Genomic DNA, 15,764 nt, shown 5'->3' on the forward strand with positions numbered 1-15,764 from the left:
CGCGCAGCCGATATCGATAGAATACCTCATCACTGGCGATTCATGCATATGTCGCGGAATTGCAGGTCAAACCGGACTGCCAGATAATGCTTCTGATGAAACGTTAGGTTGCTCAGATCTGGGTTAGGCTTCTCGGTCAGTTGCAGCAACGAGGCGCAAACCGCGTCGCCCATGTTGTCACAGACATCTAGGACGTGGGCGCGCTGAGCCTCTAATGGTAAGTCCATGGCCTTTTGTAGAAACACATCGCCAGCTATCTGGGCCGCGTAGTCGCATTCAGCGCTGGCTGTAGCTTGAGCCGTCATGGGCAATGCTGCCAATCCGATGGCAACGAGCGTGGCCTTGCTTTTCATCTCACCCCCCACCTTGCGCACCGGCCACCGACACTCTCGCTTCATGTGAACGAGTATTGCGATTCCGGCGGCGCCGATGTGCCCTTTTTAGTACACATTAACCAGCTTGTCAGCTAACCGTTTAGGCGTCTACTCGGAGGGTGACACGACAAATTGGCTCGCCTTCATCCTGAACAACGTTTTTGTGCAGCGATAACGAGAGTGGTGCAAGCTGTGAGAGACACGACCCCTGAGGCTTGCTTGGGCACTATTTTCAGGTAGGTGGTGGGGTTGATGGTATTGATGCGCGGGCATTAAAAAAGCCCTGACGAATCAGGGCTTTAGGAATAGAAGTGGCGGAGGGACAGGGATTCGAACCCTGGGTAGGCTCTCACCTACGCCGGTTTTCAAGACCGGTGCATTCAACCGCTCTGCCATCCCTCCGGCTCACGGCGCATATATTACCAATCTTTCCGTTTTGGTCAAGAGTTTCATGCGATCAATGTGTTATCGCACTCCCCCGACGCGCTGAAGCTGGCGGTACGAGGGCACCAGACTCACTCGGTGTCGGCGAGACGCCGGTTCCAGTGCCGCTTGACGGTCGCGATGCTCAACCCGGAACGCGCCGCTGCCGCCGACTGGCTGACCCCCTGGTCCTTGAGCGCCTGCACCCTCTCGGTGGTATCGGTCGCCACGGGCCGACCGAGCTTCTTGCCCTGGCGCCTGGCCCGAGCCAGCCCTTCCCGGGTTCGCTCGCGGCGCCGGCCACGCTCGAGCTCGGCGAAGGCCTCGAACATGCAATGCAGCGGATGGCCCCCGCGGCTTGCCAGGTCATGCATCGGCAAATCCAGCGACACCACGGACGCACCGATCTCGGAAAGACGGGCGATACTCTGCTGAACGTCGATGCTGTCGCACCCGAGCCGATCCAGCTTCAACACCACCAGGGTGTCACCGGGCTCCAGCTTGTGCTCGACCAGGGTCCGGAAGGCCGGACGCTCGCTGGCCGGCACCAAGGCGCCAACCGACTCACCGACCGCCCGATAAGGCACAACGGAATAACCGGCGGCCGCGATGACCGAGAGCTGATCATCGAGAGCCGACTCCCCGGACCCGACACGACAATACGCGAAAGTTCTTCCCATGCTGCTCCCGATCCCTGGCGCCACCGATTCACGACCCGCAAGACTGGAGTCATATAACGCTTATTTAGTGATACCAATCATAAGCGGGAAATCCAGTATCACCAAGTCGGACATCACCTTTATTGGCACCGAGAAGAGTGACGAGAGAGGGCGAACGCCAGGGATCCAAGGCAGCCACCGGAAACCGAAAGGGGCGGCCAACGCCGCCCCCGCTAGATACCTTTGTGCAGATCACCGCCTGGCGATGATCCATACCGCATGCACGATGCCGGGAATGTAGCCCAGCAGGGTCAGTAGGATGTTGACCCAGAAATGCAGGCCGAAGCCGACCTGAAGAAAGACCCCCACCGGGGGCAACAGAATCGCCAGCAGTATACGAATCAGATCCATCGGAGCACTCCTTGTGTCGATCACTGCGCATCGCCGAGGTCGCGACCACGCTTGCTGTCGTGAAAAAACGTTCAACTTCCCGAACCGGCGGCCGATAGGGAAACGACATCCATCGCAACCCCTCGACGCCTGGGAGGTATCTTGTCGTTCCCCACCGAGTATGGCATGTGGATCGCCAGCGCCGCATCACTGATCGGCGCCATCGTGGTCTGGCGCATCGCCAAAGCCAAGGAATAACCCCGACCCGCCCTTTCCCCCTGAACCCGACCGGCCGCCCAGTCCTCGCCTGCCGAAGACGCCCGCATGCCGGTCCGGCACTCAATAGAGCCGCAGCCCCACCCGCGTCACCCGGTTGCCATCCATCTCGTTGACGACCCAGTGGATGCCGTGCCAGTCCACGTCGTCACCGACCACCGGATGCCCACCGACGCGCAGCGAGATGAAGTCGGCGAGCGTCATGTCGTGCTCGCCCGGGCTCAGCGTCAGGCCATAGGCCTCGGCGATATCACCCAGGCGCGCATCGCCATTGAAGTTGAAGGCACCGAAGAACGCGCTCTGGCGACGGAGCGTCGCGTCGCCATTGAACAGCCGGTTGAGGGCCGGCAGGTCGTCGCTGCGGCCGATCACGCACAGCACGTCCCCGCGCTGCAGCTGGGTGCTGCCCTTGGGGTGGACCATCACGCCATCGCGGAACAGGGCGGCGATGATCGCCCCCGAAGGGAAGCGCAACAGCCGGATCGGCACCTCCTCGAGGTCGGTGCTCTCCACGTGATAGACGAACATCTCGAAGTCGTTGTCGTGCTGGATCCCCAGCGGCCCGCGCCGTTTCGGCGTCACGCTGGGCGGCAGTTCGACCCTGAGCGTCTTCGCCACCCATGGCAGCGAGCCGCCCTGGATCAGCAGCGACAGCAGCACCACCGCGAAGGCGACGTTGAAGTAGAGCGCGGCATTCTCGACGCCACCGATGACCGGGAAGATCGCCAGCACGATCGGCACCGCACCGCGCAGCCCGACCCAGGCGATGAAGCCGACCTCACGCCAACGGAAGCGGAAGAAGGGCTTGATGGCGATCACCACCGCCAGCGGGCGAGCAACGAAGATCAGCGCCAGCGCCACGACCGCGGCCGGCAGTGCATAGACCATCATCTCGCTGGGATTGACCAGCAGGCCCAGTACCAGGAACAGGCCGATCTGGCTGAGCCAGGCCAGGCCATCGTGAACCGGCAGAATGAAGTTGAGATGGCGCCCGGGGCGATTGCCGATCATCAGGCCGGTCAGGTAGATGGCCAGAAAGCCGCTGCCGCCCAGCGCACTGGTCGCACCGAACACGCAGAAGCCCAGCGCCAGCGCCAGCAGCGAATATAGCCCCGGCGCCAGATCCACCCAGCTGATGAGACGCGCGATCAGCCAGCCGGCGCCCAGCCCCAGCGCGATGCCGACGCCGAACTGCTGCAGGAAGAACAGCGCGGTATCGAGCCAGCCGCCGATCTCGCCGACCAGGACCTCCACCAGCATCAGGGTCAGGAAGATCGCCATCGGATCGTTGGTACCGGACTCGATCTCCAGCGTCGCCCCGACCCGCTCGTTGAGGTTGATGCCGCGCCCGCCGAGCATCGAGAACACCGCTGCGGCGTCGGTGGAACCGACGATGGCCCCCACCAGCAGGCCCTGGACCAGGCTCAGCCCGAACACCCACATGGCGATCAGACCGACCAGCGCGCTGGTCACGAACACCCCGAGGGTCGCCAGCGACAGCGCCGGCCGGAAGCCGACCCGGAAGGTCTTGAGTCGGGTGCGCAGCCCGCCGTCGAGCAGGATCATCGCCAGCGCCAGGTGCCCGATCAGGAACGCCAGCGGGTAGTCGTCGAACTGGATGCCGAGCACGCCCTCCTCGCCCGCCAGCATGCCGAGACCGAGGAAGAGCAACAGCAGGGGAACGCCGACCAGGGTCGAGAGCCGGCTGGCCAGCACGCTCAGCGCGATCAGGAAGCCGCTGAGCAGAAAGAGGGTATTGATCGTATCCATGGCATCCTGCCCCAGAAGGTCATCCAAGTATCTCATGGCGCGCCGGTGGTCGCGACGATGGCGCCACGTTGACCGCCACGCTGGTCAGGCGGGACCGGGCGCCGATAGACTAGCCGCGATCATCCCCTTGCCCGAGCGCCTCATCGCAGCGCCCGGGCATCGCTGGAGCCGCTCACATGCTGTCATTCATCCGCCGCCCGGCGCGCCCCCGCACCTGGGCCACCCTGACCCTGGCGCTCGGCCTGCCGGCATTACCCGCGCTCGGCCATGCCGCCCCGGAAGCGCCCGAAGGCGGCTACCCGCCGCTCGGCACCGAGGTCATGGTCCCCGACCTGGGGCGGGACACGCCATCGGAGGCCACCGAGGATCCGCTGGCGGCCTTCGAGGGGCGTTCCGGCGGCCCCGCCGTGGACACGCCCACACGCCCCATCGCGCCGGCCGTGGCGGTGGGGCCCGTCGAGCCCATCGCGCCACCACCGGTCACGCGGCTCTCGCTGATGCTCGACTGGTATCCCAGTCCGCGCCACGCGGCGCTGTTCGTGGCCCGAGAACTCGACCTGTTCAGTGAACGCGGTCTCGAGGTGGATATCCGCACGCCCGCCGACCCCAACGTGCCCGCCAAGCTGCTGGCGACCTCCCGCGTGGACCTGGCCCTGACCCGCCAGCCGCTGCTGCACCTGCTGGTCGACCAGGGCCAGCCGGTGGTCCGCGTGGCGACCCTGGTCGGCCTGCCGCTCGCGTCGCTGGTCCTCGACGATGCCATCGCCCTCGAGTCGCTGGCCGGCAAGCGCATCGGCCACGTCGCCCCGGACGCCGAGCAGGTACTGCTGGCCAGTCTGCTGACGCACCAGGCCCTCACCCGCGACGCCCTGGACAGCCCCGACCTGCATTTCCGGCTGGAGCAGGCCATGCGCGAGGGGCGCGTGGACGGGGTGATCGGCGCGGTGCGCTACCTGCTGCCCCGCGCCCTGGCCGACGACGGCCTGGCGACACGCACCTACACCACCGAAGACATCGGCGTGCCGCGCTATGACGGCCTGATCCTGATGGCCAACCGCGATGAGCTCGCCACGCAGCGCAAGGCCATCGTCCAGCTGGTGGAGGCCCTGGAGGAAGCCACGGCCTGGATCGTCGAGCACCCCAGTGCCAGCTGGGAGCTGCTCGCCGAGGCCGAGCCGGCCATCGATACCCCGGCCAACCGGGCGGCCTGGCCCGAGGCCATGCGCCGACTGACCCTCACGCCCGCGGCGCTTCACGAACGCCGCTATGCCGACTTCGAGCGCTTCCTCAACCAGCGACATCTGGTGTCGGAGACCACGCCGGTCGAGCGCCTGGCCATCGACCCCAACCGTTGACGCCGACGCCTGTCCCGGCGCGGCTCAGTCCGCCTGGCGTGCCAGAAAGTCGTTGACCACGGCCTGGAACGCCTCGGGCTGCTCGGCATGCAGCCAGTGGCCCGCCTCCAGGGTCTCGAGCTCGGCGGTCGGCAGCACCTCGCGCAGCGCCGGCAGCATGGCATCGGTCACGTAGGGCGAACAACTGCCGCGCACCAACAGGGTCGGGCCCTCGAAGGCGCCCTCGCCGTCCGGTTCGCCGCTGATCGACGCGTAGTCCTCGGCGATCTGATCCAGCCCGACACGCACCGTCATGCCATCCTCGCCACGCACCAGGTTGGTGGCCAGGAACAGTCGCGTGGCACGCTCGTCGATATGGTCCGCCATCAGCGCGTCGGCCTGGCGGCGATCGGCGGGCCGCTCGTCGCGCACGCGCCGCAGCGCGCCGAGCTCCCTGTCGTGGCCGTGCCCGTAGGCCTGGGGCGCAACGTCGGCAACGACCAGCGAGGCCAGCCGCTCGGGCGCCAGCCGCGCCAGGGTGATCGCCACCTTGCCGCCCATGGAATGCCCCAGCACGTGCGCCTTGGCCACGTTCAGCTCATCCAGCAGCGCCAGCACGTCGCGGGCCATGTCGGCGTAGCCCATGCCGGACGCATGGGGCGAACGGCCGTGGTTGCGCAGGTCCACCGCGATCACCCGGCGCTGCTCCTGCCACTTCTTGATGTGCGAGCGCCAGTTGTCGGCGCTGCCCAGCAGGCCGTGGATCACCACCAGCGGCGTGCCGTCGCCGCCGGTGTCGATATGATGGAGAGCGAGAGTCATCGTGAACTCCTTGTCGGGTTAGCGGAACTGCTCGGGCGCCAGATCGCGGTCGCCGGTCAGCGTCACCAGGCGACGCGTCAGCCAGCCCAGCAGCACGCCGTAGAGCGGCAGGAAGAAGGCCAGGCTGATGCCCAGCTTGATGCCGTAGTCCACCCAGGCGATCTCCGGCCAATGAGTGGCCATGAAGGCATCGGGGCCGCGGTGGAAAGCGATCGAGAAGAAGGCGAAGGTATCGGCCAGGTTGCCGAACAGCGTCGACAGCGCCGGCGCCACCCACCAGGCCTTGAGCCGGCGCAGGCGGTCGAAGACCGTGACGTCGAGCAGCTGCCCCAGCACATAGGCCATAAAGCTGGCCAGGGCGATGCGCGCCACGAACAGGTTCCAGTCTCCCAGCGCCTCAAGCCCGGCGAAGCCACCGCGCGGAAACACCACCGAGACGACATAGGAGATCACCAGTGCCGGGAACATCACCCGCAGGATGATGGCCCGAGCCGGCTCCTTGCCGAACAGCCGCACGGTCAGGTCGGTGGCCAGGAAGATGAAGGGAAAGCTGAAGGCGCCCCAGGTGGTATGCAGCCCGAACAGGCTGAAGGGCAGCTGGACCAGATAGTTGCTGGCGGTGATGACGAGGATGTGAAAGGCGACCAGCCACGCGAGGCAACGGCGGGTCTGGGCGGCGGTAAGCGCGAACATCGAGCACCTTTTTGGCGGGAGGGGTGAGGGAACCCTCGTCGAATGACAGCCGGTACGCCGGCGAACGAGCGCGAATTATACGCGCCCGCCTGCCGGGGGCCAAACCCGCCTCAGGCAAACCGCGCCCTACTGCTGGCGTGCCCGTTCGGCGCTGCCCAGCGAACGCGCGACCATCGCCTCGTGTACGTCATTCAGGCTGGCCGGATCGTCGATGGTCGACGGCACCCCGAAGGCCTCGCCGTCGGCGATATGGCGCAACAGCTTGCGCAGGATCTTGCCGGAGCGGGTCTTGGGCAGGCGGTCGACCACCAGCACCTGCTTGAGACAGGCCACCGGGCCGATCATCTCGCGCACCCGCGCGACCAGCTCACGCTCCAGGGTCGCCTCGTCGCCGTCGAAACCGTCCTTGGGAATCACCAGCCCTACCGGCACCTGCCCCTTCAAGGCATCGTGGATGCCGATCACCGTGCACTCGGCCACCGCCGGATGTCCGCCCACCACCTCTTCCATCTCACCGGTGGAAAGCCGGTGGCCGGCCACGTTGATGACGTCATCGGTGCGCCCCATGATGAACAGGTAGCCGTCCTCGTCGAGATAGCCCGCGTCGCCGGTCAGGTAGTAGCCCGGAAAGGCCGCCATGTAGGCCGCCTGGAAGCGCTCTGGATCGCGCCAGATACCGGACAGGCAGCCCGGCGGCAACGGCTGCTTGATCATCACGCTGCCCTGCTCCAGCGACGGCGCGTCGAGGCCGCTGCGATCGAGGATGCGTACGTCGAAGCCCGGCACCGGCACCGTGGCCGAGCCCGCCTTGGCCGGCATCGGCTCCACCCCCAGCAGATTGGCGGCGATGGGCCAGCCGGTTTCGGTCTGCCACCAGTGGTCGACCACCGGCACGTCCAGCATCCCCTTCAGCATCCGGGGTCCGCACCGGCTTGCCCTCATACACGACGGTGGTACAGCCGCGCAGCAGCGGCCCATAGACGATATAGGAGTGCCCCACGACCCAGCCCACGTCCGAGGCCGAGAAGAACACCTCGCCCGGCGCCATGTCGTAGACCGCCTCCATGGAATAGTGCAGCGCCACGCCATAGCCGCCGGTGTCGCGCACCACGCCCTTGGGCTTGCCGGTGGTGCCGGAGGTATACAGCACGTAAAGCGGATCGGTGGCCTTCACCGGCACGCAGTCGGCCGGCGCCGCCGCGGCCTCCAGCGTCGCCCAGTCATGCTCGTCCTCGCCGAGTTCGGCCAGGCACTGCTCGCGCTGCAGGATCACGCAGGCCTCGGGCCGGTGGGCGCTCTGTTCCAGCGCCGCCCGCACGATCGGCGGGTAGGGCAGCACCCGGTCGACTTCGATGCCGCAGGACGCGGCCACCACCACCTTGGGCTCGGCGTCCTCGATACGCACCGCCAGCTCGTGGGGCGCGAAGCCGCCGAAGACCACCGAGTGAACCGCTCCCAACCGCGCGCAGGCCAGCATGGCGATCGGCGCCTCCGGCACCATCGGCAGATAGATGACCACCCGGTCGCCCTGCTCGACACCGAGATCACGCAGCGCCCCGGCGAAACGCGCCACCCGGTCACGCAGCTCGGCATAGCTGAGGCGAAGCTTGCCCCCGCTGACCGGCGAGTCCCACAGCAGCGCGGCCTGCTCGCCTCGCCCCTGCTCGATGTGGTGATCGAGGGCCGCGTGGCACAGGTTGAGCTCGCCGTCGGCGTACCAGCGGGCGTGGCCCTGTTCGTCGTACTCGAGGATGCGCGTGGGCGGGGCAACCCAGGGCAGGCGCTCGGCCTGCTCGGCCCAGAAGGCCTCGGGGTGCTGGATGGAACGCTGGAATTCGCTGCGATAGCTGGACATGGAGGCCTGCCTGTTCGATGAATGTCACCATGATTGTTGACACACTAGAACAGAAGAGGCCCACAGACCCTCATACCAAGGGCGAAATTCGACAAATGGACGATACTAGCCATCTAGTTGTCGACAAACAGCGCCGTCAGGCGTGACAACAGGGTCGCGGTGCCGCCCCTGAACTATAATTGAGCAATGACTGAATCAGGAAAGATGTGACGGATCACGACACCGTCCAGGAGCTTGCCATTCGGGCAGGGACGACCACCATCGGCTGCATCGGCAGCATGAGGGGTGAGACATCATGAGCACTTCGCAACGTCAGGCCGTACGCCTGCTGCACGACGGGGATGACGTCATCGATCAGGCCAGCGCCCTGCTCAAGGCGATGGCCAACGACAACCGACTGCGGATCCTGTGCCTGCTGGACGGACAGGAGCTGTCGGTCACCGAACTCAACCACCAGCTGGCGCTTAGCCAGTCCGCCCTTTCCCAGCATCTGGCCATCCTGCGACGCGAGCACCTGGTCAGTACCCGGCGCGCGTCGCAGACCATCTACTATTCGCTCAACGGCGATCGGGCGAGAACCCTGCTGTCGGCCCTCGCCCAGATGGAGCTGGGCGGCGACTGAGCCGCTCAGCGCTTCTGCCAGCCCCGCGCCTCCAGGCGCTCGACAACCCTCTCGACCCCGCATTCCACGCCGTGCGACACCGCCAGCCCCAGTCGTCCGGCCAGCGACTGACGATGCTCCAGGCGCAGCGATACCACCCGCGCCTCATTCATGCGCTCGACGAGATAGGCCTCGCTGGTGCCGATCTCGTCGGCCAGTCCCCGGGGCAGCGCCTGCTGCCCGTACCAGCTCTCGCCGGTGGCCACCGCCTCGATGTCCAGGTCCGGGCGGCGTTCGGCGACGTAGTGCTTGAACAGCCCGTGCACGTTCTCGAGATCTTCCAGGAACTTCTCGCGCCCTTCTTCGGTATTCTCGCCGAACACCGTCAGGGTGCGCTTGTAGCGACCCGCGGTCAGCACCTCCACGTCGACGTCATGGCGCTTGAGCAGGCGATGCAGGTTGGGCACCTGAGCGACCACGCCGATCGAGCCCAGCACCGCGAAGGGCGCGACCCGCAGCCGGTCGGCGCAGCAGGCCATCAGGTAGCCACCGCTGGCCGCCACCTTGTCGACGCACACGGTGGTGGAAAGCCCTGCCTGGCGCAGCCGGTCCAGCTCGGCGGCGGCGAGGCCATAGGCATGCACCAGCCCGCCGGGCGACTCGAGACGCACCACGACCTCGTCCTGCTCGCCGGCCACGTCCAGCACCGCCGAGACTTCCTCGGCGAAGCGCCCGGTGGCGCTGGCCTTCAGGTCGCCATGGAAATCCAGCACCCAGACCGTGCCGGCGGCCTCGGTGGCCTCGCCCTTCTGCTTGCCGCGCGCCTTGTCGTCGCGCCGAAAGGCCTTCTGCCGCCGCTTGCGCGCACCGGGCTCGCTGGCGGCCAGCTGCAACCGGCGACGGCGACGGCGGCGATCGCCGTTGAGTTCCTCGACCCGCAGCCGGGCCTGCTCGCCCTCACCGCCGCGGGCACGCATCACCACCATCACGCCCAGGGTCACGATGACCACCACCGCCACCAGCTGGGCCAGGAACATGCCGAAATCCGTCAGCCACTCGTTCACCGTGTCTCTCCTTCGTGGGGTCAATCCTTCGCGGCGTCGTTCGCCCGAGGCAGGGCTACCATCCTGCCCAGCCGCGGGCCCGGCCACAAGCCGGCCGACTTGATGGCACCGGCGCTTTTCCCTACTCTCGCGGATCGATCCTTCACCGTCTCCGGAGACCCCCGATGTCCGACAGCACCCTCGACAAGCTCCATGCCCGCTTCGATCCCGAGGCCGCCCGCGGTATGGACGAGGTCTTCCAGTTCCACTTCAGCGACGCCGGCGACTATCACCTGGTGGTGCAGGACGGCGAGCTGGACGTTCAGGAAGGCGTACACGAGGAGCCGTCGGTCAGCCTGAGCCTGAGTACCGAGACCCTCAAGGGCGTGATGAGCGGCGAGATCAGCGGCATGAGCGCCGTGATGAGCGGCCGGCTCAAGGCCACCGGCAACGTCATGCTGGCCACCAAGCTTGGCAGCCTGTTTCCCCGCCGCGGCTGATTTGCCCTGACGATCGGTATCCCGACCGGGGTCTGACCCCAAGTGGCCCCAAGTGACCAAGCGCCTTACCTGGCGCCGACCTCGGCCAGGTGCGTCTCGATCAGCGCCCGCGAGATCGAATAGGGCGGCGGCAGCTGGGGCAGCCGGCGCGGCGAGAACCAGGCGGCATCGCTGATCTCGTGGCCGTCGATGCGAATGCGCCGGCTGGCCGCCTCGGCGAAGTAGCCGAGCATCAGCGAGTGCGGGAAAGGCCAGGCCTGGCTCTGGAAGTAACGCAGCCGCCCCACCGTCAATCCCACCTCCTCGAACACCTCACGGCGCACCGCCTCCTCGGCGGACTCCCCCGGCTCGATGAAGCCGGCCAGCGTCGAGTAGCGCCCCGGCGGAAAACGCGGACTGCGGGCCAGCAGCAGCGACTCGCCGTGCGTCACCAGGGTGATGATGCACGGTGAGATACGCGGATAGTTGCGATGGCCGCAGCGTTCACAGTGCATGGCGAACTCGTGATCGAGCCGCGAGGCCGGCGCCCCACAGCTGCCGCAGAAACGGTGATGGCGCAGCCAGGCACCGACCTGCAACGCCGTGGACACCAGCGCGAACCAGGATTCCGGCAGTCGCGCCAGCCACTCCCGGCCCTCGATCCAGTCATCGCCGGGAGCGTCTTCCACCGACAGGGCCACCGGCGCGTCATGCCACCAGCACAGGGGCTGCATGGCCGGGGCCCAGGGCTGCCAAGACTGCAAGGGCCCTCCGTCGCCGGCCGGAGCGATGCGGCCCTGGGCCAGGCGAATCACCCGCCCGGCGGTTTCCTCATGGGGCAGTTCGCGACGCAGCATCAGGGCGTCTCCCGGCCGGGCCAGCCCTCCAGCGTGTCCCAACGGCACTCGCCGCCGGCCTCGCGCACGGTCGCCAGCTTGTCGCGATGGGCCTGCCATTCGGCCTCGTCCGGTGCCTGCACCTTGAGCGTGCCCGGCGTCAGCGAGACCCGGCGCACGTTCAGCCCGCCGCTGGCCGCGGACTCATTGCCCTCACCGGCGCTGGCATCCAGCGACAGCGCCGTCTGGCCGCCGGTCATCGCCAGGTAGACGTCGGCCAGGATCTCGGCATCGAGCAGGGCGCCGTGAAGGACCCGGTGGCCGTTCTCGATGTCGTAGCGCTTGCACAGGGCATCGAGATTGTTGCGCTGGCCCGGGTGCTTGTCCCGGGCCATCTGCAGGGTGTCGAGGATGCGGCAGTGATCGGCCACCGGGCCCAGACGAGGCTCGCCGCGGGCCTGGTTCAGCATGCCCAGCTCATGGTCGATGAAGCCCACGTCGAAAGGCGCGTTGTGGATCACCAGCTCCGCCCCCTCGATGAAGGCCCAGAACTCGTCGGCGATCTCGGCGAACAGCGGCTCGTCGGCGACCCGCTCGTCGGTGATGCCATGCACCGCCACCGCCTCGGCGTCGATGGTTCGCTGCGGATTGATGAACTGGTGATAGGTGTTGCCGGTCAGCCGGCGATTGACCATCTCCACGGCGCCGATCTCGATCAGGCGATGGCCGTCACGGGGGTCGATGCCGGTGGTCTCGGTATCCAGGATGATCTGGCGCATGGGGCGTTACCTGTGGTGATCGGCGGTATTGATGCGTGAATCAGGCCTTGGCCTGCATCTCGTCGATGGCCTCGTTGGCCAGGCTGTCGGCGCGCTCGTTGCCGGGATGTCCGCTGTGGCCCTTGACCCAATGCCACTCGACGCGATGCCGTTGCGCCTCTTCGTGGAGGGCCCGCCACAGCTCGGCGTTCTTGACCGGCTGCTTGGAGGCGGTCTTCCAGCCGCGCTTGATCCAGCCGTGAATCCACTCGGTGATGCCGCGACGCAGGTATTCGGAGTCGGTCCACAGCTCGACACGGCACGGCCGGGTCAGCGCCTTCAGCGCCATGATGGCGGCCATCAGTTCCATGCGGTTGTTGGTGGTCTTCTGCTCGGCGCCCTTGAGCGGCTTCTCGTGGGGGCCACTGCACAGCAGCGCGCCCCAGCCACCCGGCCCCGGATTGCCGCGGCAGGCGCCGTCGGTATAGATCGTCACTTCGGGCAACGCCCCTGATGGTGGTTGGTCTGTCACCCTCGATCACCTTCGTCGGTGGCGGACCGGCCAGACACATTGCCCAGCGCCGAGCCGGCCAGCGGCGTCGGAAAGACCACCCTGCCGCGCCCGGGCTGGACCAGCTGGGACCGGCGCCGCGCATGAATCATGTAGCTGTCGCCCAACGGCAGGTTGTGCCGGCGCCCGAGCGTCTCGAGCCGGGCATTGCGGGCCAGGCCGCCGGGCAGGCGAAAGCCACAGTAGTCTACCCGCTGGGCCTCGAAATCGACAAACGCCAGCCAGTCGGCAAGACGCCCCGGCGTGCGCCAGCGGCCGCGCCCGGGCAGCTGGCGGCGTCGGGCCGGTCGGCAGCGCCGCCAGCCGCTCGGGCCGAAGGGGTGCCAGCCGAACAGGATCAGGTGACCGTCGTCGGCGGTGACGCGAGCCGCTTCCTGGAGCAGGTGGTGGGGGTCGGGGGCGATCTCGAGCAGGTGATGCACCACCACCAGGCTCAGACAACCATCGGGTAGCGGCAGCGCGTCCAGGGGACACACCAGGGTGGATTCGTGCGAGGCCAGCTCAGGTGTCGGCGCCCAGCACAGCGCGTGACGCACCGGACACATGTCGGCCAGGCTCGGCGCCAGCCCGAGTTCCAGCCCGTGGGCCCCGAACCAGCGCTCGCACAACGGCCCCAGACAGGCGCGCTGGGCCTGCCACACGGCCTGGCCCGGAGGGCTCGCCCAAAAACGGCGCCCCTCTCGCACCAGTCGCGCCAGGCTCATCGCATCCTGCGAATTTGACATGATCCGTTCATCTCTCCAGAGTACTCGATTTTGCAAAGATCCGATTCAAGGCGCCACCGGCTCGGTTGATACCGGCCCCGGCGCGAGGACCCCGAGCCCATGTTGAGCGTGACACCGATTCCCGCCTTTCGCGACAACTATATCTGGATGCTGCGGCAGGACACGAGCCCCGAGGTCTGCGTGGTGGATCCCGGTGACGCCACCCCGGTGATCGAGACCCTGGAACGCGAGGGCCTGACCCTGGGCAGCATTCTCGTCACCCATCATCACGCGGATCACGTCGGCGGCCTGCCCGAGCTGATCCAGCGCTATTCGCCGCGGGTGATCGGCCCGCACAACCCCGCCATCGAAGGCATCGACGAGCGCGTCGGCGCCGGCGACGAGGTGCGGGTGATCGGACGCCTGTTCGAGGTCCTCGAGGTTCCGGGCCACACCCTGGATCATATCGCGTTCTTCACCGCCGGCATTCCGCCGCTGCTGTTCTGCGGCGACACCCTGTTCAGTGCCGGCTGCGGACGTCTGTTCGAAGGAACCCCCGAACAGATGCATGCCTCGCTGGCGCGCCTCACCGCGCTGCCCGAGGACACCCTGGTCTTCGCGGCCCACGAGTACACCCTGGCGAACCTCGCCTTCGCCAAGGCCGCCGACCCGGACAACCCCGACATCGACGCCGCCGAGCAGGAGTGCCGGCGGGCCCGGGAGCTCGAGCGCCCCACCCTGCCCAGCACCATCGGGCGGGAACGGCGCATCAACCCTTTCCTGCGCTGCGAGGACGCCGGCGTGCGTCGGGCGGCCGCACCCCAGGGCGACACCGCCGACGCCGTGACCACCTTCGCCACGCTGCGCGCCTGGAAAGACGACTTCTGAGACCCACCCGGCAACTCGCGTTGCCCGCCTGATTCACGGACGGCAACGCCCGCCCCGGAGGCCCCTGAATGACCTATCACACATCGCGCCGGCGACTCCTCGGATTCGCCAGCACGATCGCCATGACCGGCGCCCTGATCGCCGGCGCCTACACCAAGGCATCGACCCTGCCCGCCGGACAGCTGGGCGCCGACACCCCGAGCTTCGCCCCGGTGCATCGCGGCGAGCCGGAAGGCCAGCGCACCTTCTGGAGCCACCTGCAACTGCAGCCGGCCGACGCCTGGTCGCGCCTGCGCGACACCTTCCAGTGGCAGGATCAGTGGCAGAGCGGCGCCGGCCACGCCCGCGTTCAGCACTGGATCGACGAATACAGCGCCAAGCCGCACAACGTCGCCGAGATCGCCGAGCGCGCCCGCCCCTGGCTGGCGTGGATCCTCGAGCGGGTCGAGGACCGTGGCCTGCCCGGCGAGATCGCCCTGGTGCCCTTCGTCGAGAGCTCCTTCGACCCCGAGGCGCGCAGCCACTTCGGCGCCGCCGGCCTGTGGCAGATCATGCCGCGCACGGGCGATGCCTTGGGCCTGAACCGCTCGCGCGGCTGGGACGGCCGCCTGGACGTGGTGCGCTCGACCCAGGCCGCCCTGGACTACATCGAGTACCAGGCCGACCAGTGGTACGAGGGCGACATCGAGCTCTCGCTGGCCGCCTACAACGCCGGCGCCGGCACCGTGAACCGTGCCCAACGACGCGCCCTGGCCCAGGGCAAGCAGGGCGACTACTGGGATCTCGACCTGCCCAACGAGACCATGGACTATGTACCCAAGCTGCTGGCCATCGCCGCCATCGTCGGCGAACCGGAGCGCTACGGCGTGACGCTGCCCGATATCGAGGGCACGCCGGCCTTCGAGCGCGTGCCGGTGACGCGCACCGTGCGCCTCGGCGAGGCCGCGAAGCTGGCCGACGTGCCGACCGGCGAGCTGGCGGCCCTCAACCCCGGCCTGCGCGGCGACACCGCCCGCCCCGGCCAGGTCAGCGAGCTGCTGGTGCCCGCCGACCGGGCCGAACCGCTGCTGGTCGCCCTGGAGCGCACCGCCCCGAGCGCTGGCAGCGCTGAAGAGGTCCATGTGGTACAGCGCGGCGACACCCTCTCCGCCATCGCCTCCCGACACGCCGTGGCGGTCGCCGACCTGGCCCGCTGGAACGGCCTCGACAGCCCCAACGCTTTACAACCCGGCCAGCAGCTGACACTTTCCGGTAGATGATCAGGGGGGCCGTCGCCCCCCGACCTGGT

The 15,764-nt window shown here is 67.7% G+C and carries 16 protein-coding genes, 1 tRNA gene and 1 pseudogene; 5 read left to right on the forward strand and 13 right to left on the reverse strand.

Annotated elements, in window-relative coordinates; translation table 11 throughout:
* Positions 1–29: 29 nt before the first annotated feature.
* The 5 genes from QWG60_RS08690 to QWG60_RS08710 form a co-directional block, all read right to left on the reverse strand.
* Positions 30–353, reverse strand: coding sequence for a hypothetical protein (locus tag QWG60_RS08690; RefSeq protein WP_146908631.1), 324 nt, complete (start codon positions 351–353; stop codon positions 30–32).
* A 333-nt stretch (positions 354–686) separates the two neighbouring features.
* Positions 687–776, reverse strand: a tRNA-Ser gene (locus QWG60_RS08695).
* A 113-nt stretch (positions 777–889) separates the two neighbouring features.
* Positions 890–1,477, reverse strand: a complete 588-nt coding sequence (locus tag QWG60_RS08700) for a recombinase family protein (protein ID WP_046078644.1) — start codon at positions 1,475–1,477, stop codon at positions 890–892.
* Positions 1,478–1,708: 231 nt separating this feature from the next.
* Positions 1,709–1,867, reverse strand: coding sequence for a YqaE/Pmp3 family membrane protein (locus QWG60_RS08705; RefSeq protein ID WP_035593311.1), 159 nt, complete (start codon positions 1,865–1,867; stop codon positions 1,709–1,711).
* Between the two features lie 318 nt (positions 1,868–2,185).
* Positions 2,186–3,892, reverse strand: a complete 1,707-nt coding sequence (locus QWG60_RS08710) for a potassium/proton antiporter (protein ID WP_035593314.1) — start codon at positions 3,890–3,892, stop codon at positions 2,186–2,188.
* 176 nt (positions 3,893–4,068) lie between these two features.
* Between QWG60_RS08710 and QWG60_RS08715 the strand changes: the two genes are divergently transcribed.
* Positions 4,069–5,247, forward strand: coding sequence for an ABC transporter substrate-binding protein (locus tag QWG60_RS08715; protein ID WP_146908629.1), 1,179 nt, complete (start codon positions 4,069–4,071; stop codon positions 5,245–5,247).
* A 24-nt stretch (positions 5,248–5,271) separates the two neighbouring features.
* On the opposite strand, the gene QWG60_RS08720 is transcribed toward QWG60_RS08715, so the two are convergent.
* From QWG60_RS08720 to QWG60_RS08730, 3 genes and pseudogenes are all read right to left on the reverse strand, one after another.
* Positions 5,272–6,048 carry an alpha/beta fold hydrolase gene (locus QWG60_RS08720; protein WP_146908626.1) on the reverse strand — a complete coding sequence of 259 codons (777 nt, stop codon included), beginning with the start codon at positions 6,046–6,048 and terminating at the stop codon, positions 5,272–5,274.
* A gap of 18 nt (positions 6,049–6,066) precedes the next feature.
* Entirely contained in the window at positions 6,067–6,741 is a 675-nt protein-coding gene (locus tag QWG60_RS08725; RefSeq protein WP_035593322.1) for a 7-cyano-7-deazaguanine/7-aminomethyl-7-deazaguanine transporter, read from the reverse strand.
* Positions 6,742–6,867: 126 nt separating this feature from the next.
* Positions 6,868–8,596: pseudogene (locus QWG60_RS08730) on the reverse strand (AMP-binding protein).
* Positions 8,597–8,891: 295 nt separating this feature from the next.
* Between QWG60_RS08730 and QWG60_RS08735 the strand changes: the two are divergent.
* Positions 8,892–9,218 carry an ArsR/SmtB family transcription factor gene (locus tag QWG60_RS08735; RefSeq protein WP_146908624.1) on the forward strand — a complete coding sequence of 109 codons (327 nt, stop codon included), beginning with the start codon at positions 8,892–8,894 and terminating at the stop codon, positions 9,216–9,218.
* 5 nt (positions 9,219–9,223) lie between these two features.
* Here QWG60_RS08735 and sohB read toward each other — a convergent pair whose 3' ends face one another.
* Positions 9,224–10,261, reverse strand: a complete 1,038-nt coding sequence (gene sohB, locus QWG60_RS08740; RefSeq protein ID WP_146908622.1) for a protease SohB — start codon at positions 10,259–10,261, stop codon at positions 9,224–9,226.
* Positions 10,262–10,425: 164 nt separating this feature from the next.
* On the opposite strand from sohB, the gene QWG60_RS08745 reads away from it, so the two are divergent.
* Positions 10,426–10,740 carry an SCP2 sterol-binding domain-containing protein gene (locus QWG60_RS08745; protein ID WP_046078638.1) on the forward strand — a complete coding sequence of 105 codons (315 nt, stop codon included), beginning with the start codon at positions 10,426–10,428 and terminating at the stop codon, positions 10,738–10,740.
* 65 nt (positions 10,741–10,805) lie between these two features.
* Here QWG60_RS08745 and nudC read toward each other — a convergent pair whose 3' ends face one another.
* From nudC to QWG60_RS08765, 4 genes are read right to left on the reverse strand one after another with little or no spacing between them, the layout of a single operon-like run.
* Positions 10,806–11,576, reverse strand: a complete 771-nt coding sequence (gene nudC / locus QWG60_RS08750) for an NAD(+) diphosphatase (RefSeq protein WP_046078637.1) — start codon at positions 11,574–11,576, stop codon at positions 10,806–10,808.
* Positions 11,576–12,334: a DNA polymerase III subunit epsilon gene (gene dnaQ, locus QWG60_RS08755; protein WP_146908620.1), complete on the reverse strand. Its 759-nt coding sequence runs from the start codon at positions 12,332–12,334 to the stop codon at positions 11,576–11,578. The genes nudC and dnaQ overlap by 1 nt, the downstream gene beginning before the upstream one ends.
* Positions 12,335–12,374: 40 nt before the next feature.
* The gene (rnhA, locus tag QWG60_RS08760; RefSeq protein WP_375700486.1) at positions 12,375–12,818 is read right to left on the reverse strand and encodes a ribonuclease HI; all 444 of its coding nucleotides are present in this window, start codon (positions 12,816–12,818) and stop codon (positions 12,375–12,377) included.
* Between the two features lie 23 nt (positions 12,819–12,841).
* A complete protein-coding gene (locus tag QWG60_RS08765; RefSeq protein ID WP_046078634.1) occupies positions 12,842–13,609 on the reverse strand; it encodes a methyltransferase domain-containing protein in 768 nt (255 codons plus the stop codon).
* Positions 13,610–13,708: 99 nt separating this feature from the next.
* On the opposite strand from QWG60_RS08765, the gene gloB reads away from it, so the two are divergent.
* Complete coding sequence (gene gloB, locus QWG60_RS08770; protein ID WP_046078633.1) at positions 13,709–14,476, forward strand: hydroxyacylglutathione hydrolase; 768 nt, start codon at positions 13,709–13,711, stop codon at positions 14,474–14,476.
* 68 nt (positions 14,477–14,544) lie between these two features.
* Positions 14,545–15,735: a transglycosylase SLT domain-containing protein gene (locus QWG60_RS08775; protein WP_107181870.1), complete on the forward strand. Its 1,191-nt coding sequence runs from the start codon at positions 14,545–14,547 to the stop codon at positions 15,733–15,735.
* The last annotated feature ends 29 nt before the right edge of the window (positions 15,736–15,764 follow it).

The organism is Halomonas halophila (genome assembly GCF_030406665.1).
GTDB classification, from domain to species: Bacteria; Pseudomonadota; Gammaproteobacteria; order Pseudomonadales; family Halomonadaceae; genus Halomonas; species Halomonas halophila.

Excerpts from the sequence above, each read along its gene's own strand:
- QWG60_RS08690 (WP_146908631.1), bottom strand. The coding sequence starts at position 353 with ATGAAAAGCAAGGCCACGCTCGTTGCCATCGGATTGGCAGCATTGCCC.
- QWG60_RS08700 (WP_046078644.1), bottom strand. The coding sequence starts at position 1,477 with ATGGGAAGAACTTTCGCGTATTGTCGTGTCGGGTCCGGGGAGTCGGCT.
- QWG60_RS08705 (WP_035593311.1), bottom strand. The coding sequence starts at position 1,867 with ATGGATCTGATTCGTATACTGCTGGCGATTCTGTTGCCCCCGGTGGGG.
- QWG60_RS08710 (WP_035593314.1), bottom strand. The coding sequence starts at position 3,892 with ATGGATACGATCAATACCCTCTTTCTGCTCAGCGGCTTCCTGATCGCG.
- QWG60_RS08715 (WP_146908629.1), top strand. The coding sequence starts at position 4,069 with ATGCTGTCATTCATCCGCCGCCCGGCGCGCCCCCGCACCTGGGCCACC.
- QWG60_RS08720 (WP_146908626.1), bottom strand. The coding sequence starts at position 6,048 with ATGACTCTCGCTCTCCATCATATCGACACCGGCGGCGACGGCACGCCG.
- QWG60_RS08725 (WP_035593322.1), bottom strand. The coding sequence starts at position 6,741 with ATGTTCGCGCTTACCGCCGCCCAGACCCGCCGTTGCCTCGCGTGGCTG.
- QWG60_RS08735 (WP_146908624.1), top strand. The coding sequence starts at position 8,892 with ATGAGCACTTCGCAACGTCAGGCCGTACGCCTGCTGCACGACGGGGAT.
- QWG60_RS08745 (WP_046078638.1), top strand. The coding sequence starts at position 10,426 with ATGTCCGACAGCACCCTCGACAAGCTCCATGCCCGCTTCGATCCCGAG.
- nudC (WP_046078637.1), bottom strand. The coding sequence starts at position 11,576 with ATGCTGCGTCGCGAACTGCCCCATGAGGAAACCGCCGGGCGGGTGATT.
- dnaQ (WP_146908620.1), bottom strand. The coding sequence starts at position 12,334 with ATGCGCCAGATCATCCTGGATACCGAGACCACCGGCATCGACCCCCGT.
- QWG60_RS08765 (WP_046078634.1), bottom strand. The coding sequence starts at position 13,609 with ATGTCAAATTCGCAGGATGCGATGAGCCTGGCGCGACTGGTGCGAGAG.
- gloB (WP_046078633.1), top strand. The coding sequence starts at position 13,709 with ATGTTGAGCGTGACACCGATTCCCGCCTTTCGCGACAACTATATCTGG.
- QWG60_RS08775 (WP_107181870.1), top strand. The coding sequence starts at position 14,545 with ATGACCTATCACACATCGCGCCGGCGACTCCTCGGATTCGCCAGCACG.